General features: G+C 66.2%; 18 protein-coding genes. 10 read left to right on the forward strand and 8 right to left on the reverse strand.

Features of this window, described 5'->3' with window-relative positions; translation table 11 throughout:
• Positions 1–57 precede the first annotated feature (57 nt).
• The 5 genes from GPJ75_RS00750 to GPJ75_RS00770 all read right to left on the reverse strand — a co-directional run bounded on the left by GPJ75_RS00750 (position 58) and on the right by GPJ75_RS00770 (position 4,943).
• Positions 58–1,104, reverse strand: a complete 1,047-nt coding sequence (locus GPJ75_RS00750; protein ID WP_163264094.1) for an L-idonate 5-dehydrogenase — start codon at positions 1,102–1,104, stop codon at positions 58–60.
• 8 nt (positions 1,105–1,112) lie between these two features.
• Entirely contained in the window at positions 1,113–2,390 is a 1,278-nt protein-coding gene (locus GPJ75_RS00755; RefSeq protein ID WP_163264096.1) for a TRAP transporter large permease, read from the reverse strand.
• Positions 2,387–2,893 (reverse strand): TRAP transporter small permease, encoded by a 507-nt coding sequence (locus GPJ75_RS00760; RefSeq protein ID WP_163264098.1) that lies wholly within the window; start codon positions 2,891–2,893, stop codon positions 2,387–2,389. The genes GPJ75_RS00755 and GPJ75_RS00760 overlap by 4 nt, the downstream gene beginning before the upstream one ends.
• A 356-nt stretch (positions 2,894–3,249) precedes the next feature.
• Positions 3,250–4,218, reverse strand: coding sequence for a TRAP transporter substrate-binding protein (locus GPJ75_RS00765; protein ID WP_163264101.1), 969 nt, complete (start codon positions 4,216–4,218; stop codon positions 3,250–3,252).
• Positions 4,219–4,247: 29 nt separating this feature from the next.
• Positions 4,248–4,943: a GntR family transcriptional regulator gene (locus GPJ75_RS00770; RefSeq protein ID WP_163264103.1), complete on the reverse strand. Its 696-nt coding sequence runs from the start codon at positions 4,941–4,943 to the stop codon at positions 4,248–4,250.
• Positions 4,944–5,276: 333 nt separating this feature from the next.
• Between GPJ75_RS00770 and uxuA the strand changes: the two genes are divergently transcribed.
• The 3 genes from uxuA to GPJ75_RS00785 all read left to right on the forward strand — a co-directional run bounded on the left by uxuA (position 5,277) and on the right by GPJ75_RS00785 (position 8,228).
• Positions 5,277–6,494 (forward strand): mannonate dehydratase, encoded by a 1,218-nt coding sequence (gene uxuA, locus GPJ75_RS00775; protein ID WP_163264105.1) that lies wholly within the window; start codon positions 5,277–5,279, stop codon positions 6,492–6,494.
• Positions 6,491–7,978 carry a mannitol dehydrogenase family protein gene (locus GPJ75_RS00780; protein WP_163264107.1) on the forward strand — a complete coding sequence of 496 codons (1,488 nt, stop codon included), beginning with the start codon at positions 6,491–6,493 and terminating at the stop codon, positions 7,976–7,978. Before uxuA ends, GPJ75_RS00780 begins: the two co-directional genes overlap by 4 nt.
• A gap of 70 nt (positions 7,979–8,048) precedes the next feature.
• Positions 8,049–8,228: a helix-turn-helix domain-containing protein gene (locus GPJ75_RS00785; RefSeq protein WP_163264109.1), complete on the forward strand. Its 180-nt coding sequence runs from the start codon at positions 8,049–8,051 to the stop codon at positions 8,226–8,228.
• Positions 8,229–8,253: 25 nt separating this feature from the next.
• Here the strand turns inward: GPJ75_RS00785 and GPJ75_RS00790 are convergent, their stop codons facing one another.
• Both GPJ75_RS00790 and GPJ75_RS00795 read right to left on the reverse strand, forming a co-directional pair.
• Entirely contained in the window at positions 8,254–9,852 is a 1,599-nt protein-coding gene (locus GPJ75_RS00790; RefSeq protein WP_163264111.1) for an ABC transporter substrate-binding protein, read from the reverse strand.
• Positions 9,849–10,568, reverse strand: coding sequence for a helix-turn-helix domain-containing protein (locus tag GPJ75_RS00795; RefSeq protein ID WP_246248856.1), 720 nt, complete (start codon positions 10,566–10,568; stop codon positions 9,849–9,851). The genes GPJ75_RS00790 and GPJ75_RS00795 overlap by 4 nt, the downstream gene beginning before the upstream one ends.
• A 430-nt stretch (positions 10,569–10,998) precedes the next feature.
• Here GPJ75_RS00795 and GPJ75_RS00800 point away from each other — a divergent pair, with 430 nt between their 5' ends.
• Genes GPJ75_RS00800 through GPJ75_RS00820 form a run of 5 tightly spaced genes read left to right on the forward strand, consistent with a single transcriptional unit; the run spans position 10,999 to position 15,040 of the window.
• On the forward strand, positions 10,999–12,042 hold the full coding sequence (locus tag GPJ75_RS00800) for an ABC transporter permease (RefSeq protein ID WP_205602451.1): 1,044 nt from the start codon (positions 10,999–11,001) through the stop codon (positions 12,040–12,042).
• Positions 12,039–12,944: an ABC transporter permease gene (locus GPJ75_RS00805; RefSeq protein ID WP_163264117.1), complete on the forward strand. Its 906-nt coding sequence runs from the start codon at positions 12,039–12,041 to the stop codon at positions 12,942–12,944. The genes GPJ75_RS00800 and GPJ75_RS00805 overlap by 4 nt, the downstream gene beginning before the upstream one ends.
• Positions 12,941–13,777 (forward strand): ABC transporter ATP-binding protein, encoded by an 837-nt coding sequence (locus GPJ75_RS00810; RefSeq protein WP_163264119.1) that lies wholly within the window; start codon positions 12,941–12,943, stop codon positions 13,775–13,777. Before GPJ75_RS00805 ends, GPJ75_RS00810 begins: the two co-directional genes overlap by 4 nt.
• Positions 13,774–14,520 (forward strand): ABC transporter ATP-binding protein, encoded by a 747-nt coding sequence (locus GPJ75_RS00815; RefSeq protein WP_163264121.1) that lies wholly within the window; start codon positions 13,774–13,776, stop codon positions 14,518–14,520. Before GPJ75_RS00810 ends, GPJ75_RS00815 begins: the two co-directional genes overlap by 4 nt.
• Positions 14,521–14,536: 16 nt before the next feature.
• Positions 14,537–15,040 (forward strand): GAF domain-containing protein, encoded by a 504-nt coding sequence (locus GPJ75_RS00820; protein WP_163264123.1) that lies wholly within the window; start codon positions 14,537–14,539, stop codon positions 15,038–15,040.
• An 11-nt stretch (positions 15,041–15,051) separates the two neighbouring features.
• Here GPJ75_RS00820 and ligM read toward each other — a convergent pair whose 3' ends face one another.
• Positions 15,052–16,416 carry a vanillate/3-O-methylgallate O-demethylase gene (ligM, locus tag GPJ75_RS00825; protein ID WP_163264125.1) on the reverse strand — a complete coding sequence of 455 codons (1,365 nt, stop codon included), beginning with the start codon at positions 16,414–16,416 and terminating at the stop codon, positions 15,052–15,054.
• Positions 16,417–16,538: 122 nt separating this feature from the next.
• Here ligM and GPJ75_RS00830 point away from each other — a divergent pair, with 122 nt between their 5' ends.
• Positions 16,539–17,291: an IclR family transcriptional regulator gene (locus GPJ75_RS00830; protein ID WP_205602430.1), complete on the forward strand. Its 753-nt coding sequence runs from the start codon at positions 16,539–16,541 to the stop codon at positions 17,289–17,291.
• 351 nt (positions 17,292–17,642) lie between these two features.
• On the forward strand, positions 17,643–19,052 hold the full coding sequence (desA, locus tag GPJ75_RS00835; RefSeq protein ID WP_163264129.1) for a syringate O-demethylase: 1,410 nt from the start codon (positions 17,643–17,645) through the stop codon (positions 19,050–19,052).
• Positions 19,053–19,413 lie beyond the last annotated feature (361 nt).

Raw genomic sequence — 19,413 nt, forward strand, 5'->3', positions numbered from 1 at the left:
CAAACGGAAACGCCGGCGCCCCCCTCTGGGCGCCGAGATGACCGATCGAACAACCTGTCAGCCGCCCGCGAAGGTGAGCTGCACCTTCACCGCGCGGCTGCGGTCCCCCGCGCGGTCGAAGGCGGCCACGGCGTCTTCCAGCGGGAAGCTGCCGGAGATGATGGGGCGTACGTCGATGGCGCGGCTGTCGATGAGGCGGACGGCCTTGGCGAATTCGGCATCGAAACGGTGCGAGCCGATGAGGTGGATCTCCTTGCCGACCAGGAGATTGACGGGGATGGGAAGTTCGCCCGTCACGCCCACCTGGACGATGGTGCCCTGCGGGCGCACGGCCTGGATGGCGGATTTCAGGGCAGGCGCGGCGGCGGAGCATTCGAAAGCAAGGTCGAAGGTGCCTTTATCCTCGCTGTATGGATCGAGCGCTTGCGCCTCTGCCGCAACGTTCACCGTCTTCGTGGCGCCCATGGCGCGCGCGACCTTGAGCGGCGCATCCTGCAGATCGGTGACGACGATCTCGGCCGCTCCGGCATGGGCGCATGCCGCGGCGGTGAGAACGCCGATCGGCCCGGCGCCCGTTATCAGAACGCGCTTGCCCTTCGGCGCGCCGGCGCGGCTCACCGCGTGAAGGCACACGGCCAGGGGTTCTGCAACGGCAGCCTCGGCAAGGCTCGTTTCGGGTCCGATCCGTTCGCATTGGAACGCCTGCGAAACGATCAGGTCGCGGAAGCCGCCCTGCTCGTGGGGGAAGCGCATTGCCGAGCCGTAGAAGCGCATGGAGAGGCAGTGCTGGCGCAGCCCCTCGCGGCAATAGCGGCATTCGCCGCACGGCCGGCTGGGGTTGAGCGCCACGCGGTCGCCGGCGGAAAGGTGGGCTACGCCCTCGCCCACGGCCTCGACGGTGCCCGCCACCTCATGGCCGAGGATGATCGGCTCGCGCACGCGGATGGGGCCGAAGCCGCCATCGTGGTAGTAGTGCAGGTCCGAGCCGCAGATGCCGCCGGCGCCGACGCGCACCAGCACTTCGCCGGTGCCGGGCGCGGCTACCTTCTGGCGCTCGATGCGGATGTCGTGGGGGCCGTAGAGACGGCAGACGCGGGTTTCCATTTTTCACCTCAATCGAACAGGAGGCCGGGCAGCCAGGTCGCCAGCGGCGGATAGTAGGAGACGGCGAGTAAGACCAGAATATTGGTCAGAAGGAAAGGCGCGATCGCCTTGACCACCGGCGCCAGCGGCAGCCGGGCGATATTGGCGCAGATGAAGAGGCAAACGCCGACGGGCGGCGTGGTGAGCCCGATCATCAGGTTCAGAACGGCGAAGGTGGCGAAATGCAGCGGCTCGACGCCGACGCCCTCAGCCAGCGTCAGGAGCGGCACGAAGAGGACGATGAGGGCGGCGATCGTCTCCATGAACATGCCGATGAAGAGCAGGAACAGGTTGATGAGCAGGATGACGAGGAACTTGTTCTCCGTCACCGAGAGCACGGCGCTGGCGACGGTCTGCGGGATGCGCTCGGAGACGAGGATCCAGCCGAAGACGTTGGCAAAGCCCACCAGCGCCAGGATGGCGGCGGAGGAGACGGCGCTGTCGATAAGCACCTTGGGAACCATCTTCAGCTTCAGGTCGCGGTAGATGAAGGCGCCGACGATGAAGGCGTAGACGCTGGCGACCACCGCCGTCTCCGTCGGCGTCATCATGCCGGAGAGCAAGCCGCCGACGATGAGCGCGGTCATGGCGAGCGCCCAGAAGGCGCCCATGAAGGCGCGGCCGAGCTCCAAAACGCCCTGCCAGGGCTGATGCGGGTAGTTGCGGCGCACGGCGATGATGTAGACCGTCACCATCATGGCGAGCCCGAGGAGGATGCCGGGCACGGCGCCGGCGATGAACATGCGGCCGACGGAGATGCCCGAGAGCGAGCCGACGATGATCATCGGCACGCTGGGCGGGATGATGGGGCCGACGGTGGAGGAGGCGGCGGTGACGGCGGCGGAAAAATCGGCAGGATAGCCGGCCTTCTTCATGCCGGGAATCATGACGCCGCCGATGGAGGCGGCATCGGCGACCGCCGTGCCGGAGATGCCGCCGAACAGCATCGAGCCCGCCACGTTGGAAAGGCCGAGGCCCCCGCGCATCCAGCCGACCAGCGCATTGGCGAAGCGGATGATGCGCTCGGTGATGCCGCCATGGTTCATCAGGTTGCCGGCGAGGATGAAGCCGGGGATGGAGAGCAGCACGAAGACGTCGATGCCGGCATACATCTTCTGCGGCATGACGACGAGCGGGATGCCGGCGGCCAGCAGATAGCACATGGAGGCGAGCCCGAGGGTGACGGCCACGGGGATGCCGGCGGCGAGCCCGCCGACAAAGACGCCGATGAGGATGGCAAGGTTCATTGCGGCAGGTCCGGGTTGGGGGCGGGGCGCCCGTCGCCGCGGCCCGCCAGCATGGCGACGGCGCGCATTACGGCGAAGACCAGGAGCGAGACGATGAGGACGAGAACGCTGGCGTGGATGAAGCTCATCCGCCAGCCGAGCGCCGGCGAGGTCTGCAGGTTGCCGATGACGGTGAAGCGCCATGCCGGCAGGACGAGGGCGGCGCAGAGGACGACGGTGGCGGCGGCCGAGAGGAAGCGCAGCAGGACGGGCAGGCGGCCCGGCAGCGCCTCGCTGACGATATCGACATTCACGAGGTCGCCGCTGCGATAGGAAAGGCCGGCCCCGAAGGCGGCGAGGTAGAGGAGGGCGAAGCGGGTGAGCTCCTCCGTCCAGACGGGGGATGAGGAGAAGACGGAGCGGCCGAGGACCTGGACCAGGACAGCGAAGATGAGCACCGCGAAGGAGAGGCCGGCCGCGAGGCGGGAGAGGGTGATGAGGGCGGTGTGGAGGCGGTTCGGCATGGTGTCCGTTCTTTGAAAGAAGTTCTACTTGACGAGGTGGCAGCCCCTCTCTTGCGATTTCTAAGACTTAGCCCCGCTAAGCCCAAGAAATCGCTTTCTCCCCCACCAGGGGGGAGATAACGTCGGCATCGCCGTTTCCGCCAATGACCGACGCTGGTGATTTGCGGTAACGGTGGCGCCGCCACTATCTCCCCCCTGGTGGGGGAGAAAGCAAATTCTTGGGCTTGGGCGAATGCCCAAGTCCTTAGAATTTGCAAGAGAGGGGGCCGGCGCCACCATTAGACCTTGAATCTCATCTCTAGGTGGAAGTATCGCGGCGCGGAGGATACCCCGCGCCGCTTCAAACTGCGTAAGAATCAATCCGCGAACAGCTCTTCAACGATCGGCTTGATCTCCTCGTTCACATTGGCCAGGACCGCATCCTTCGCCTTCGCGGCAAACGCCTCCTGATCGACTTCGACGAAGGTCATGCCGTTCTCCTGGAGCGTGTTGGCAAGCTTCTCCTCGTCGGCCATGAACAGCTCGCGCTCATACGCCTGGGCGCGGGTGGCCGCCTCCATCACCGCTTCCTTGTCCTCGTCGGAAAGCTTGTTCCAGGTGACCTCGGAGATGGTGAGGTAGATCCAGGAGCGCACGTGCTCGGTGAGGTTCACGTTCTTCTGCACCTCGTTGAAATTGGCCGAGTGGATGAGCGCCAGCGGGTTTTCCTGGGCGTCGATGGTGCCGTTCTGCAGCGAGGTGAAGACCTCGGAGAAGGCCATCGGCGTCGGCTGGGCGCCGAGCGTCTCCCACACGTCGACGAAGAGCGGCACGTTCGGCACGCGCAGCTTCAGGCGGTCGAGCTCGTCCGGCGAGGTGATCGGCCGGTTGGAGGTGAGATTGCGCGGGCCGCGCGCGAAATAGGCGATGGGGCGGATCTGCGCCTTCTCGACGATCTGCGCTTCGATCCGGTCGCCGATCTCGCCGCCGGCCACTTCGTCCATGTCTTCCAGGCTCTTGTAGGCGTAGGGCACGGCGAGGAGGGCCGCCATGGGCGCCCAGTTCTGCAGGCTCTCGCCGGTGATCGTCATGTCGGCGGTGCCGAGCTGCATGCCGTTGATGAGGTCCATCTCCTTGCCGAGCGACTCGTTGGGATAGACCTCGACGGCAATGCGCCCGTCGGTGAGCGCCGAAAGCTCCTCGCCGAATTTCACCGACGCCTTGTGCCAGGTGTTCTCCTCGTTGGCGAGGTGGCCGAGCTTCAGCGTCATCTCCTGCGCCAGCGCCGAACCGGCGAAGATGACGCCGGCCATGAGCGCAGCCGTGAATGTGGAAATTGGTTTCATGGTGTTTCCTCCTTATTGATTGGGATTGTTCAGTCCGTCGCTTCGAAGAAATCCGGGCGCGCCTCGGCAATTGCCGGAAGGTCGGTCAGGATCTTGCGCAGATGGCCGCGCATGGCCCGTTCGGCCGCTTGCGCGTCGCGCCGGGCGATGGCCTCGGCGATCTCGGCATGCTGGGCGACGAGTGCGCGCTTGGGAAAATGCAGGGCGCTCAGGTAGCGCACCCGGTCCATCTGCGCCTTTACCTCCTCGATCATCTTCCAGGCATGCGCCTTGCCCGCGGCTTCCGCGAGCGTGCGGTGAAAGCGCTCGTCGAGGGCGATGAAGCGGTCGGGCTCGTTGTCCGGCAGCTCGCGCTGGCGGGCGAGCTGCGCGTTCAGCTCCTTGACGAGGGCGTCGTCTGCTTCCTCGGCGACCAGCTTGACGATGTCGGCCTCGATGGCCTCGCGCACGAAGCGGGCGTCCATCACCGCCGCCGGCGAGATCTTGCGCACCAGCGTGCCGCGCTGCGGGCGGATTTCCACCAGCCCATCCTCGGCGAGCTTGATGAAGGCCTCGCGCACGGGCTGACGGCTGAGCGAATAGGTCTTGGCCACCTCGGATTCGGAGATCCGGCTGCCGGGGGTAAGGTCGGCGCCGATGATGCGCTCGCGCAGGATGCGGTAGAGCTGCGGCCCGATGGGCGCGCCCTGTTCCAGCGTCCATTCCCTGCGCGGTTCGACGTTCATCGGCACTTGCCTCCCAAGGTCGTTCTATACCTCCATACTTCCATACTAGTCAACAGGAACGGTTCCTGCTACCCATGGGCGCAGCGAAGCTGGTATGGAGCCGGCGGGTAGGTTGGCAGCTGTCAACGGCGCTTAAGAGGGATGCGCTTGGGTCAATCCCACGCGCGTCATCCCGGTCGAGCGGAGCGAGGGCCGGGATCCATTCGGGAACATGGACGAGTCACGGAATGGGTCCCGGACAGCCTCCGCTTTGCTCCGGCTTCCGGGATGACGGCGATAGATTGATCCGCGCATTCCCTTGAGGAAAAGGCGCGAGGTAAGAAGGGAGCAACGATGAGGCAGACGTGGCGCTGGTTCGGGCCGAGGGATCTCGTCTCGGTGGACGATATGCGGCAGGCGGGCGTGGAGGGTGTGGTCACGGCGCTGCATCACGTGCCTGCCGGCGCGGTCTGGGAGCCGGCGGAGATCGCCAGGAGGCAGGACGAGATCGGCCGCATGTCCGACGGCCGGCCCTCGGGGCTCGCCTGGGAAGTGGCGGAAAGCCTGCCCGTCTCCGAGGACATCAAGAGGCAGACGGGCGCCTGGCGCGAGCACATCGCCAACTACAGGACGAGCCTGAAGAACCTTGCGGCAGCGGGCATTAAGGTGGTCTGCTACAACTTCATGCCGGTGCTCGACTGGACGCGCACGGACCTTGCCTGGCGGCTACCCCACGGCGGCACCTGCATGCGCTTCGACTTCGCGGACTTCGCCGCTTTCGACATCCACATCCTGAAGCGGCCGGGGGCTGTGGGCGACTTCCCCGGCGAGGTGGTGGAAGAGGCGGCTCGCCGCTTTGCCGGGATGGACGAGGAGCGGCAGGCGAAACTTGCCCGCAATGTCGCCTTCGGTCTTCCAGGTGCCGCCGAGCATTTGACCCTGGAGGGGCTGCGGGCCCATCTCAAGGCCTATGGCGCCATCTCGCCCGATCAGCTGCGCAGCCACTTCATCGCCTTTCTGGAAGAGGTGGCGCCGACGGCGGAGGAGGCCGGCATCCGGCTTTGCTGCCACCCGGACGACCCGCCGTTCCCCCTGCTCGGCCTGCCGCGCATCATGTCCACGGAGGCCGACTACGCGGCCATGATCAAGGCTGTCGATACGCCCGCCAACGGCATCACGCTGTGCTCCGGCTCGCTCGGCGCCCGGCCCGACAACGACCTGCCCGGCATGATGCGGCGGCTGGGCGGCCGCGTCCACTTCCTGCACCTGCGCAATGTGCGGCGCGAGGGTAAGGCGGTTGCCGGCTCCTTCTACGAGGACGAGCACCTTGCCGGTGGCACCGACATGGTGGCGCTTGTCGCCGAGGTGCTGAAAGAAGAGGCGCGCCGCAAGGCGAGCGGCCGCGCCGACCATTCGATCCCCATGCGGCCGGACCACGGGCAGGACATCCTCGACGACTTGAAACGCCAGGCGCAGCCGGGCTACCCCGCCATCGGCCGCCTCAAAGGGCTGGCGGAGCTGCGCGGCATCATGACCGCGCTCTCCCATCCGCAATACGGGCTGGCGCCATGAGCGGGCGGCTCGGCATCAAGGCGCTCGCCGGCTTGCCGGCGGGCGTGGTGCGGCCCGCGTACGACCCGGCCCCCCTTGGCGCCGGCATCGTCCATATCGGCGTCGGCGCCTTCCACCGGGCGCACCAGGCCGTCTACACGGACACGGCCCTTGCCGAGGTGGGCGGCGACTGGCGCATCGACGGCATCAGCCTGCGCAGCACCGATATCGCCGATGCGCTGAACCCGCAGGATGGGCTCTTTGCGCTGATCGAGCGCGGCGAGGAGGGCGTCTCGGCGCGGGTGATCGGCAGCATCCGCAAGGTGATCGCCGCGGCGCGCGACCGGGAAGCGCCGCTCGCCGCCCTTGCCGCGCCGCAGACCCGCATCGTCAGCCTCACCGTCACCGAGAAGGCCTACGGCATCGACCGGGCACGGGGAAGGGTGGACGAGGCGCATCCGGCGATCGCCGCCGATCTTGCCGATCGCCATGCGCCGCAGGGCGTGCTCGGGCTCCTTGCCGAGGGGTTGCGGCTGAGGAGGGAGAGGGGGCTTCCGCCCTTCACGGTCCTTTGCTGCGACAACCTGCCGGACAACGGCAACCTCGTGCGCACCGGCCTTCTCGACTTCGCCGCAAGGCTCGACACGGCCTTCGCCGGATGGATCATCGAGACCGTCTCCTTCCCCTCGACCATGGTCGACCGCATTACGCCTGCGCCCACCGCGGACACGCTGGCCGAGGCGGAGCGGCACCTGGGAGTGCGCGATCTGGCGGCGGTGGAGACGGAGCCCTTCTCGCAATGGGTGATCGAGGACCGCTTCCCCGCCGGCCGGCCCGAATGGGAGCGGGGCGGGGCCATCTTCGTCAACGACGTCGCGCCCTACGAGGCGATGAAGCTCAGGATGCTGAACGGCACCCATTCCATGATGGCCTATGCGGGCTTCCTCTCCGGCCGCAAATATGTGCGCGACGTGATGGCCGATAGGGCACTTGCAAGGCTCGTGCGGCGCCACCTGAAGGCGGCCGCCGCGACGCTGGCGCCGCTCGAAGGCATCGATACGGGCGATTATGCGGAGGCGCTGGCGCAGCGCTTCGCCAATCCTGCGATAGCTCACGAGACGTATCAGATCGCCATGGACGGAACGGAGAAGCTGCCGCAGCGCCTCGCGGCACCGGCGCTCTACGCGCTTGAGCACGGCCAGGACTTGCGCCCTTTCGCCTTCGCGGCGGCAGCCTGGACGCGCTACTGTCTTGGGCGCACCGATGATGGCACGCGCTATGCGCTGCGCGACCCGAGGGAGGAGGCGATTGCCGCGGCGCTAGCGGGGGCGGGCGGGGATGCGCGGGGGATTGCCCGGGCACTCACGGCGCTGCCGGGGGTTTTTCCGGAAGAGCTGGCAGGGAATGAGGGCTGGAATGGCCTCGTTGCCCATATTTTCTCGGAAATGTTGGAGAAAGGCGTTGCGCGCGCAGTGGAAGAAGAAGCTCTTTTCGCCGATAGTTGACTGCAAACGATCACGCCGGCAAAGTTAAAAACGCGGGAAAAGGTTGGCGGGAGATGGAGGGACGCTGAACGTGGCCTTGAAAACCCGCAAATACGATCCAGCACGTTATCTGACTTCCGAAGACGCTTTGGACGAATATCTGCTGGCAACCTACGAAGATGGTTCGCCGCCTGAGATCGCGCGTGCTTCAGACATCGTTACACGTATGCGCACCATTCTCCGAAAAGGTAGAGAAAGCCGCCCCGATTGAACGGAGCGGCTCAGCGCAAGGACGATTACTCCTTCGTCACCAGCCGATAGTACACGAAGTCCGACGTGGCGCCGTTGACGTAGCCTTCCACGCCCTTGTCCATGGCCACCTGGTAGGCGGCCTGGAACATGATGACGATGGGGGAGGCCGCCTGCACCTGTTCCTGCAGGTCGACATACATCTCGTTGCGCTTTTCCGGGTCGGATTCGGCGAGAGCCGCCATGGTCAGTTCGTTCATCTCCGCCGGCACGGCCCAGGCGTTCCGCCAGGTGGTGGTGGCCTGGTAGTTTTCGTCGGAGTTGTCGCTGTTATAGGCGAAAGCCTTGGCGTTGGAGTGCGGGTCCATGAAGTCCGGCCCCCAGTAGAGCAGCATCGCCTCGTGGCTGCGCTCACGGTACTTGGTGATGACCTGCGAGCCGGTGCCGGGGATGATGTCGAAGTTGATGCCGGCCTCGGCGAAGCTTGCCTGCAGCGACTGCGCCATGTCGGTGAAGGGGGTGGAGTTGATGACGTCGAGGGTGACGTTGATGGGCGTCTCAACGCCGGCCTCCTCGAGGATCTGCTTGGCCTTCTCAAGGTCGTAGGTGTAGGGCGTCTCGTTATAGGAGCCGGGGAAGCCCTTGGGCCAGAAGGCCTGGTGGATCTCCATCTGGCCCTTCAGGAAGCTGCCCGCCATGCCCTCGTAGTTGACGAGGTAGCGCGCGGCCTCCCACAGGGCCTCCGGCTGCAGGGCCTCCACCTTCTGATTGAAGGAGAGGAAGTGGACGGCGGCCTGGGGGAAGGTCTCGACCTTGATGTCGTCGCTGGTGATCCCGGCGATCTGGTCGGGCGTCAGGTTGCGCGCCATGTCGACGTCGCCCGAGGTCAGGAGGAGCTGCTGGGTGGCGGCCTCGGCCACGTGCTGGATCAGGACGCCCTCGACCTTGGGCGCGCCCTTGAAGTAGTCCGGGTTCGCCTTGAAGCGCACCAGCTCGCCTGGCCGGTAGGTTTGAAGCTCGAAGGGGCCGGAGCCGGCGGAATTGGCGTTGAGCCACTTGTTGCCCATGTCGCCGTCCTCCTCGTGCTCCATCACCGTTTTCTCGTCGACGATGGAGGCGGGGCGGGCGGCCAGCACGTTGAGCACGAAGGCGGGCGAGAACGCGCCCTCGTATTTCACCGTCACCGTGTTGCCCTTTGCGGTGACCATCTCCTCCACGTTCTCCGGCGTCCAGCCGAGCTGGGCGAGGATGAAGGCCGGCGTCAGGTTGAGCTTGATGACGCGGGCGAAGGAGAAGACGACGTCTTCGCCGCGCACCGGATTGCCGGAATGGAAGGTGGCGTCCTCGCGCAGGGTGAAGGTGATGGTCTTGGCCTCGGCGTCCGCCTCCCACTCGGCGGCAAGCCCGGGGGCGAGCACCGTCGGGTCCTCCGCGTCGTATTGCACGAGGCGGTCGTAGACGTTGGTGACGAGCTCGCCGGAGGAGAACTCGTAGGCCTGCGCCGGGTCTATGGCGACGATGTCGTCGATGTTCTGCGCCACGACCAGGAGGTTGGGCGGGGTGACGGCGAAGGCCGTGGCTGCCAACGTTGCCGTCACTGGCAGCGACAGGGCTGCCGCCAGGAGGGCAGATTTCAGAGGTTTCATGATTTGCGTTCCCTGTTTCCGGTGGTTTTGGATTTTGTCTTGCTGCCTTTGCCCGTTTGGCCGCTTTTGGTTGTCTTTCCGCTTTTGGTAGTCTGGCCGCCGGCGATCACGTCCGGCGTGCCGAGGGCGACGCGGTTTGCCGCGTTGAAGAGCGCCAGCGTGCCGGTCCACAGCATGCGCGCCGGCTCCTTGCCCGGATTGGCCCAGGCATGGGGCACGTTGCCGCGAAAATGCAGGCTGTCGCCGACGCCCATCACCATCTCCTTGCCGTCGAGGACCTGGGTGATGGAGCCTTCCAGGATATAGATGATCTCCTCGCCCTCGTGGCTGACCGTTTCCGAGGCGTAGCCGGGCGGCACGGTGAGGATGAAGGAGGAGAGCACGTTGCCGGGAAACTCGGTGCCGAGCCGCTCGTAGACGATGGACGAGCCGTCGATGGAAAAGCGCCGCCGCGCCCCGGCTCTCGTCAGCGCGTCTTCGGCGCGCGGGGCGGAGATGAAATAATCGAGCGGCACGTCGAGCGAGCGGGCGATCTGCGCCAGCGTGCCGAGGGTGGGCGTGGCGTTGTCGCGCTCGACCTGGCTCAGATAGCCGACCGAGAGGCCGGCGGCCTTGCCGAGCTCCTGGAGCGTGAGCCCGAGCTGGCGCCGGCGGGCGCGGATGAGGACGCCGAGCCTTGCCTGAACATCGCGCTCGGCTTTCTCGAGGCTGCTCAAAACTTTTTCCCTCAGAAAAATTTTTTTGATGTAAGCAGACTTCTTTGTATGCTCCAAGGGGTTTTTTGATTGTGTAATGTTTGCGTGTCGGTGCCCTGTCCTGCCCCATCCGTTGCGGCGGCTCCACTCCTGCGGCGGGGGCACGCAGGCGCTGTCCCTTACGCTCGTCATCCCGGAAGCCGGAGCGACAGCGGAGGCTGTCCGGGACCCATTCCGGAACATGGACGAGTCACGGAATGGATCCCGGCTCGGCGGGAGCTGACGCTCCCTTGGCCGGGATGACGCGCGTGTAGGACAAGTGTGGCAGATATGGGTTGCAGGGGTGAGGGGAAGTCGATGCCAGACAGATATGCTTTACTCAACCCGACTCCATCCCATTAAGGGGCTCTTCGTGGCATTCGAACCATCACCAGCCGAAACCGCCACGCGTATGAGCGCCGGCGTCGTGGCCGGGCAGGCGGCGCGGGGGGTGGCGGGCATCGCCCGCTTCGCCCTGGTGGTGGCGGCGACCTTTCTCGGGCTTCTCGCCATCACCTTCTTCATCGGCCGTGTGGTGCCCATCGATCCGGTGCTCGCCGTGGTCGGCGACCGGGCGACGGCGGCGGTCTACGAGGCGGCGCGCGAGCGGATGGGGCTCGACCGGCCGCTCCTCGTGCAGTTCTTCTCCTATGTCGGCGACGTGCTCACGGGCAATCTCGGCCAGTCCATCTCCACCGGCAGGGCGGTGGTGGACGATCTCGGCCGCTTTTTCCCGGCAACGCTGGAGATGGCGACGGTGGGCATCCTGATCGGCGTTGCGCTCGGCGTGCCGATGGGCGTGACGGCGGCAACGCGGCAGGGAAGCTGGGCCGATCAGGTGATCCGCGTCCTGGGCCTGCTCGGCTATTCCGTGCCGGCTTTCTGGCTGGGGCTGGTGGGGCTTGCGGTCTTTTATGCCGGGCTCGGCTGGGTGGCGGGGCCGGGGCGCATCGACATCTTCTATGAGGGGCTGGTGGAGCCGGTCACGGGCGTCTACCTGATCGACAGCCTGATGGCCGGCGAATGGGAAGTCTTCCGGAACGCGGCGAGCCACCTTCTGCTGCCGGCCTCGATCCTCGGCTTCTTCAGCCTCGCCTATATCGCCCGCATGACGCGCTCCTTCATGCTCGACCAGCTTTCCCAGGAATATGTGACGACGGCGCGCGTGAAGGGCGTGCCGGAGCGGCGGGTCATATGGCGCCATGCCTTCTATCCCATCCGCATCCAGCTCATCACCGTGATCGGGCTTTCCTATGCGAGCCTTCTTGAAGGCTCGGTGATGATCGAGACGGTCTTTTCCTGGCCCGGCATCGGCCGGTATCTGACGGTGGCGCTTCTGAACGCCGACATGAACGCCGTGCTGGGCGCAACGCTGGTGATCGGCTCGGTCTTCATCCTCATCAACAAGGCCTCCGACGTGCTCTACCGCATACTCGATCCGAGGGCGCGGCGATGAGTGCGGTGCGCGACTGGCTTCTCGACGATTCGCCTGCCTCGCGCCTGCAGGCGAGCCTCGGGCGCTCCTGGCGCAGCTTTTCCGCGCTCATGCGCAATCCGCTGGCGGTGGCCGGCGCGCTCATCATCCTGGCGCTGATCGTCATGGCCGTCTTCGCGCCGTGGATCGCGCCTTATTCGGCCATCGGGCAGGACCTTGCCAACCGGCTGGCGCCGCCATCGGCCCTTCACTGGATGGGCACGGACGAGCTTGGCCGCGACATCTTCTCGCGCGTCGTCTTTGGCTCGCGCATCACGCTCATGATCGTCACCATGGTGGCCGTCATCTCCGCGCCCATCGGGCTTCTGGTCGGTGCGATCTCCGGCTATTTCGGCGGCTGGACGGACCGTGTGCTGATGGGCCTCACGGATATCTTTCTCTCCATGCCCAAGCTCATCCTGGCGCTCGCCTTCGTGGCGGCGCTGGGGCCCGGCATCGAGAACGCCATCATCGCCATCGCGATTACCGCCTGGCCCGTCTATGCCCGCATCGCGCGGGCCGAGACCATCACGTTCCGCGATTCCGAATTCATCGCCGCTGTGCAACTCCAGGGCGCCTCCTCGGCGCGTGTCATCCTGCGCCATGTGCTGCCGCTGTGCGCCTCCTCCACCATCATCCGCGTCACGCTCGACATGGCCGGCATCATCCTGACGGCGGCGGGGCTGGGCTTCCTCGGCCTCGGCGCGCAGCCGCCGCTGCCCGAGTGGGGCGCCATGATCTCCAGCGGGCGCAACTTCATCCTCGACCAGTGGTGGGTCGCCACCATGCCGGGCTTCGCCATCATCGCCGTCAGCCTCGGCTTCTGCTTCCTGGGCGACGGGTTGCGCGATGTGCTCGACCCCAAGCAGAGGGACGGGCGATGACGGCGCCGCTTCTTTCCATCAAGAACCTCACCGTCACCTTCCCGACGCCGAAGGGGCCGGTGGAGGTGGTGCGCGGCATCTCCTTCTCACTTGGGCGCGAGCGGCTGGGGATCGTCGGGGAGTCGGGCTCCGGCAAGTCGATGACCGGGCGCTCCATCCTCAAGCTGATCCGCCCGCCCGGGCGGGTGACGGCGGACGAGATGGTGTTCGACGGCATCGACCTGGCATCGCTGCGCGAGCGGCGGATGCGGGCGCTGCGCGGGGCGCGCATCTCCATGGTCATGCAGGACCCGAAGTTCTCGCTCAATCCGGTGATGACGGTGGGCGAGCAGATCGGCGAAGCGCTTAAGACGCACCGGCCGATGCCGCGGCGCCAGTTGCGCGCGCGGGTCTTAGAGATGCTCGAAGCGGTGCGCATCAACGAGCCGGAGCGGGTGGCGGACCTTTATCCGCACGAGGTGTCGGGCGGCATGGGGCAGCGGGTGATGATCGCCATGATGCTGATCCCGGAGCCCGACCTTTTGATCGCCGACGAGCCGACCTCGGCGCTCGACGTGTCGGTGCAGGCGCAGGTGCTCGACATCATCGATGAATTGGTGAGGAGGAACGGCATGGGGCTGATCCTCATCAGCCATGATTTGGGCCTCGTGGCGCGCTATTGCGACCGCATCCTGGTGATGAACGGCGGTGAAATCGTCGAGGAATGCGCGGCGCGCGACCTCGACAAGGCGAGACACCCCTATACGCGCGGGCTGCTTGCCGCCATGCCGCGCATGGACGAGGACCGGGACGAGCTGCCGGTGCTCGACAGAAGCGCATGGGCGGCCACATGAACGCCATCGAACTTACCCGTCTCGATATCGCCTACGGGCCCGCAAGGGTCGTGCACGACGTGTCGCTCGCCGTTGCCGAGGGGGAGAGCTTCGCGCTCGTGGGCGAGAGCGGCTCGGGCAAATCGACGATCCTCAAGGCGATCGCCGGGCTGGCGCCGGACTGGACGGGGACGATTTCCGTGCTCGGCAATCCGCGCGCGCACCGGCCCGAGCGCGACTTTGCGAGGACCTGCCAGATGGTGTTCCAGGACCCATACGGCTCGCTGCATCCGCGCAAGACGGTGGACGACTGCCTGGCCGAGCCGCTCGCCGTGCACGGTCTCAAGGGGCGCGACGAGAGGGTGAAGGCCGCACTTGCGGCGGTCGGCCTCGACAGGCGTTTCCGCTTCCGCTATCCGCACCAGCTTTCCGGCGGGCAGCGCCAGCGCGTGGCCATCGCCCGCGCGCTGATGCTGGAGCCGCGCATCCTGCTTCTCGACGAGCCGACCTCGGCGCTCGACGTCTCGGTGCAGGCGGAAATCCTCAACCTGTTGAAGAAGCTGCGGCGCGAGCAGGGGCTGACCTATCTTCTCGTCACCCACAACCTGCCCGTCGTCTCCTTCCTTTGCGACCGGCTGGCCGTCATGCGGCACGGCCGCATCGTCGAGGTGGCACATGTCGAGGCGCTGAAGACGGGCAGGCTTGCCGACCCCTATTCGCGCGAACTCTATGCCGCCAGCGGCGGTGCCCTCCAACCTGCATAGATCGGGACTTTTCACGATGACGGATATCGACGGCGCGCTCGCCGCATTCGACCACGCGCTCTCCCTTGCCAAGGAGCCGGAGGCGCCCTTTGCAGCGCTTTTCGCGCTCACCCAGGCGCTCGTCGGCGCCAAGCTCTTCACTTTCACGACGGTGGAGATCGAGAAGGGGCTTGTCCGCCGCGCCTATACGAGCGACCCGAACAGCTATCCCTCCTCAGGCACGAAGCCCGTCCGCCAGGACCGCTGGTTCGAAGAGGTGCACGACGCGCGGCGCATGTTCGTCGCCAACAAGCTGGCCGATATCGCCAAGGTGTTCCCCGACTACGCGCTGATCGGCGCGCTCGGCTGCGGCTCGGTCATCAACCTGCCCGTGGTGCTGGGCGATGCGCTGGTGGGGACGGTCAACATGCTGCACGGGGAGGATCATTATACGCCCGAGCGGCAGGCGCTGGTGGAACGGGTGCTGCCCGTGCCGGCGAAGGCGGCTTATCTGGCGGGTGTGTATCTTTCGCGGGGGTAGCGCGAGGTGCATTAAACCCGATAAGCCTCCCGCGCCACCGGCGAGTACGGGCACGGCGCCACCGTCGCGCGGACTTCCATCTGGACATGCCTCTCGACCACCGGGCGCGGGGAGCCGCCGCCTTCCTCGCCCCAGGTGAGCGTCACCTCCGTTCCGGGCTTGCTGTGGCGCTCGTCGATCATGGCGAGCGACAGCCAGGCGCGCTCGTTGGCGTTGTAGCCGGAATAGGTGGAGATGCCGGCGGTCTTCCCGCCGACGGACACCCTGTCGTAGGGGAGCGTCGCGTAGTGCGCGGCGGGGAGCTCGAGGTATTTTGCCGGTTCACCTTCTCCAAACAGGGAGGCGAAGATGCGCACCACATCCTCGCTGTTCCACACGAGAGTGACCTTGGTGCGGTGCGGCTCGCCGGCCATTTTCTCCAGGGCCTCGCGGCCGATGAAGTCGTGGTCGAACTTCACGACATGGCCGTAGCCGAGGTCCCAGGGCGTGAGGTAATAATCTTCCACGTTCTTAGAATAGAAGCTGCCGCCGAGCGAGGCCATTGCCTCGAAACCGTCGGCAGGGAGCCATTCCCGATAGGGCTTCATCGCCTCGCCGGAGTAGATCGCCGGCATGGGCGAGGGGATCCAGCCCGCCTCCAGAACGCTGGTGGCATAGGCGCGGAAGCCTGACGGGCGCAGCCCGAACTCGGCGCCGGCCTCGAGCACGGCCGCGCGGATCTCCGGGCCCTCCTCGGACGGCCCCCAGAATTCGAGGCCGGGCTCGCCGGCCATGCCGTGCTTGAGCGCCCGCACCTTGCGGCCGGCAATAGCGATCTCGCCCATGTTGAAGAACCGGATGTCCGGCAGCGGCCCGCCGTTGAGCCTCTCCAGGATCCTGATCGCGTTGGGCCCCTGGAGCTGGTAGCGGTAGGTCCTGCGCGGCCGCGGGTTGGCGACCGAGCGCTCGTCGCGTTCGACAGTAACGTCGTAGCCGCCCGTCCTTGCCCGGAACTCCAGCCAGTTCGCCACCGGCGGGCGGCCGACGACGTTCACCCGGTTCTGCGTAAGGTGGAACAGGATGGCATCGCCGACGACATGGCCGTCATGGCTCACGGGCACGAACTGCTTGGCCTTTCCGGGGGTGAAGTTCGTAAAGCTGTTGACGCCGGTCTCCGACAACAGGCGCACCACGTCCGGCCCCTCGAAATAGACGTCGGTCATGTGCACGGACTGGTCGAACAGCACCGCCGTCTCCCGCCAGGCCTTCTGCTCGTCGCGCCAGTTGGAGAATTCCGCCGGCACCGGGTAGACATAGGCGCCCACCGGGGACGTGCGCATCATGGTGACCGGGGAGCCGGTCTCCCTGATCTTCTCTTCGAGGCTTCGTGCGGGCATCGTCGTTCCTCCCATGCTCCCGTTTCGTGCTTCGACCCCCACTCCGTTAACCCGCGTTCGGAACCCTGCCTTTGGAAACGGGCAAATTGACGGGATTCCAAATTTCACATATTTGAAGCTACATGATGATGAAAGACAAACAGCCAGCCTCTGTCAAGTCCGCCGCCCGCGCCATGGACATCGTCGAGCAGGTCTCGCGCAGCGGCGCGGCGACGGCGCGCGAGATCAGCCGCGCTACCGGCATTCCCGAAAGCAGCCTTTCCTACCTTTTGACGACGCTGGTCAGCCGGCACTGGCTTTTGCCCGGCACTGATCGGGCCTACGTGATCGGCCCGGCGCTCGCGCGGCTGGCCTCCGGCGCCCCGCCGACGCTTGCCGAGCGGCGGGCGGCGATCCTGCGCGCCGTCACCCGCTCGACGGGCGAGACCTCGTCCCTCTTCATCCGGCGCGGCAACGACGTGGAGGTGGTGGATGTGGAGCTTTCCGCCCACCCGCTTCGCTTCACGCCGCAAAAGGGCATGCGCGTGCCGCTGCACAGCTTCGCCTCCGGCAAGGCGCTCCTGGCGGCACTCCCTCAGGATTTGCTCGACGAATGCCTGGCGGCCATGCCGCGCGCGCGCTTCACGCCCTATACGCTGGTCGACGAGGAAAGCCTGCGGGAGGACCTGAAGCGCACCGCGGACCGCGGGTACGCCCTGTCGCGCGAGGAGCATACGATCGGTGTCATGGGCATCGGCGTGGCGCTCGACAGCCGGTACAGCCTCAGCGTGGCGATCCCCTCTCCGCGCTTCGACCACCTCACAGAGAGGAGGATCGCCGACGAGATCGCCCGGATTGTCGGTGAGATGGACGGGTGGGGGCGGGAGGGGGAATAGAGGCTGGTCGTCCAAGGTTTGGCTCGGAGCATGCGGCCGGCGGTTCCTCGCCCCCACGAATGTGGGGGAGAGGTGGCCCGCGAAGCGGGTCGGTGAGGGGGTATCGGCGCCGCCTTTCCCACCTGCATCCGCTTCGATCCGACAGGGCACCAGCCGTGGGCAACACCCCGCATGTGTCATCGCCGCGCCGCTCCCCCTCACCGTCTCGGGGCTTTCGCCCCGATCCACCTCTCCCCCCACTTCGTGGGGGCGAGGAATAGGCGCCCATTCCTCGCCGCTTGACAAAGAGACGGCCAGTCTGTTTTCATGTATATGTACTTCATATCCATGAAGCGCTTGGGAGGAAAGCCGGTGTCGAAACGTAGCCTCGAAGATGTGCTCCGGGATTGCCGCAATCCCGTCGAGCTCCTGCGCAATCAGATAACGGGACCCAACGTCTATCCCGGCGTGCCGCCCGAATTCACCAACTGGCGCGACGAGCAGGCGGCGTGGCAGAACACCTGCGTGCTCTTCAACCAGTCCTACCACATGGCCGACCTTGCCGTGGAAGGGCCGGACGCGCTTAGGCTGCTCTCCAACCTCGGCATCAACAGCTTCGCCAATTTCGCCGTCGACAAGGCCAAGCAGTTCATCCCGTGCAGCCCCGACGGCTATGTGATCGGCGATGTCATCCTGTTCTACCTGGCCGAGAACACGTTCAACCTGGTGGGCCGCATTCCGGCGCTCAACTGGGTGCGCTTTAACGCCGAGACCGGCGGCTACGACGTGAAGACCGCGCTCGACGAGCGCTCGGCCGCGCGCCCCGATCCCTTCAACCGCAAGTCCTACCGCTTCCAGGTGCAGGGGCCGAACGCGATGAAGGTGATCGAGAAGGTGCTGGGAGGGCCGGCGCCGGACGTCAAGTTCTTCAACATGGCGCCGGTCGAGATCGCCGGCAGGAAGGTGCGGGCGCTGCGCCACGGCATGGCCGGCCAGCCCGGCTTCGAGTTCTTCGGCCCCTGGGCGGACGGGGAGGCGGTGCGCGAGGCGATCGTCTCGGCGGGGGAGGAGTTCGGCCTTCTTGAGGTGGGCGGGCGGGCCTACTCGTCCAACACGCTGGAATCGGGCTGGATCCCCTCGCCGCTGCCGGCGATCTATACGGGCGAGGCGATGAAGGCCTACCGGGAGTGGCTGCCCGACGACGGCTACGAGGCCAAGGCGTCGATCGGCGGCAGCTTCGCCTCCGACGATATCGAGGACTATTACCTGACGCCGTGGGACCTCGGCTACGGCCATGTCGTGAAGTTCGACCACGACTTCATCGGCCGCGAGGCGCTGGAGGAGAAGGCCGGGGGGCCGCACCGCAAGAAGGTGACGCTGGCGCTGGAGAACGAGGACGTGATGCGCGCCATCGCCTCGCAGTTCGAGAAGGGCGAGGGCCGCGCCAAGTTCATGGAGTTCCCGTCGGCCGTCTATTCCATGCACCCCTTCGACAAGGTGTCCGCCGACGGAAAGACGATCGGCCTTTCCACCTGGGTCGGCTACAGCTCGAACGAGCGCAGGATGCTGACGCTTGCCATTCTCGACGCCGAATATGCCGAGCCGGGCACGGAGGTCACCTTCGTGTGGGGCGAGGAAGGGGGCGGTACGAGGAAGCCTACCGTCGAGCCGCATACACAGACGGAAATCCGCGCCATCGTCAGCCCCGTTCCCTATGCCGAAGCCGCGCGCAAGGTGTATGTCGGCAAGGGCTGGCGTGCGGAAGGCGGGCCGATGAGTTGAGGTGCGGGGCAGGGCTTTCGCGCTTGGCATCGATCGCTGGTGGTGTTTCGATGTTCCGGCAATCGTTCAGGCAATCGGGTCTGTGAGAGGCCATGCATCCGGGGGAGAGCATGCCATGCATATCGCCTTGGGCGTTCGGCCAATGGAGGTGACGGCGTGAAGGGGCGCCAGCCTCTCATAACCGAACACACCTATAGCAAAAACTTATGCCGGAAACCGACTTCGAATTGGCCTGCGGCCGGGGCCGGGCCTAACCATTGCGGTCGTCATCGGGCCGCGTGCCGGTATCGGCGCCGGCGGTCCTTTTGGCATGAGGGAGGAGAATGAGATGAAAGCTTTCTTCAACAAGTCCGCCGGTTTC

Source organism: Chelativorans alearensis (genome assembly GCF_010993735.1).
Lineage (GTDB): Bacteria > Pseudomonadota > Alphaproteobacteria > Rhizobiales > Rhizobiaceae > Chelativorans > Chelativorans alearense.

Excerpts from the sequence above, each read along its gene's own strand:
- GPJ75_RS00810 (WP_163264119.1), top strand. The coding sequence starts at position 12,941 with ATGACGGCGCCGCTTCTTTCCATCAAGAACCTCACCGTCACCTTCCCG.
- GPJ75_RS00800 (WP_205602451.1), top strand. The coding sequence starts at position 10,999 with ATGAGCGCCGGCGTCGTGGCCGGGCAGGCGGCGCGGGGGGTGGCGGGC.
- GPJ75_RS00820 (WP_163264123.1), top strand. The coding sequence starts at position 14,537 with ATGACGGATATCGACGGCGCGCTCGCCGCATTCGACCACGCGCTCTCC.
- GPJ75_RS00830 (WP_205602430.1), top strand. The coding sequence starts at position 16,539 with ATGATGATGAAAGACAAACAGCCAGCCTCTGTCAAGTCCGCCGCCCGC.
- GPJ75_RS00760 (WP_163264098.1), bottom strand. The coding sequence starts at position 2,893 with ATGCCGAACCGCCTCCACACCGCCCTCATCACCCTCTCCCGCCTCGCG.
- GPJ75_RS00765 (WP_163264101.1), bottom strand. The coding sequence starts at position 4,218 with ATGAAACCAATTTCCACATTCACGGCTGCGCTCATGGCCGGCGTCATC.
- GPJ75_RS00755 (WP_163264096.1), bottom strand. The coding sequence starts at position 2,390 with ATGAACCTTGCCATCCTCATCGGCGTCTTTGTCGGCGGGCTCGCCGCC.
- uxuA (WP_163264105.1), top strand. The coding sequence starts at position 5,277 with ATGAGGCAGACGTGGCGCTGGTTCGGGCCGAGGGATCTCGTCTCGGTG.
- GPJ75_RS00770 (WP_163264103.1), bottom strand. The coding sequence starts at position 4,943 with ATGAACGTCGAACCGCGCAGGGAATGGACGCTGGAACAGGGCGCGCCC.
- GPJ75_RS00780 (WP_163264107.1), top strand. The coding sequence starts at position 6,491 with ATGAGCGGGCGGCTCGGCATCAAGGCGCTCGCCGGCTTGCCGGCGGGC.
- GPJ75_RS00750 (WP_163264094.1), bottom strand. The coding sequence starts at position 1,104 with ATGGAAACCCGCGTCTGCCGTCTCTACGGCCCCCACGACATCCGCATC.
- GPJ75_RS00805 (WP_163264117.1), top strand. The coding sequence starts at position 12,039 with ATGAGTGCGGTGCGCGACTGGCTTCTCGACGATTCGCCTGCCTCGCGC.
- GPJ75_RS00790 (WP_163264111.1), bottom strand. The coding sequence starts at position 9,852 with ATGAAACCTCTGAAATCTGCCCTCCTGGCGGCAGCCCTGTCGCTGCCA.
- GPJ75_RS00815 (WP_163264121.1), top strand. The coding sequence starts at position 13,774 with ATGAACGCCATCGAACTTACCCGTCTCGATATCGCCTACGGGCCCGCA.
- ligM (WP_163264125.1), bottom strand. The coding sequence starts at position 16,416 with ATGCCCGCACGAAGCCTCGAAGAGAAGATCAGGGAGACCGGCTCCCCG.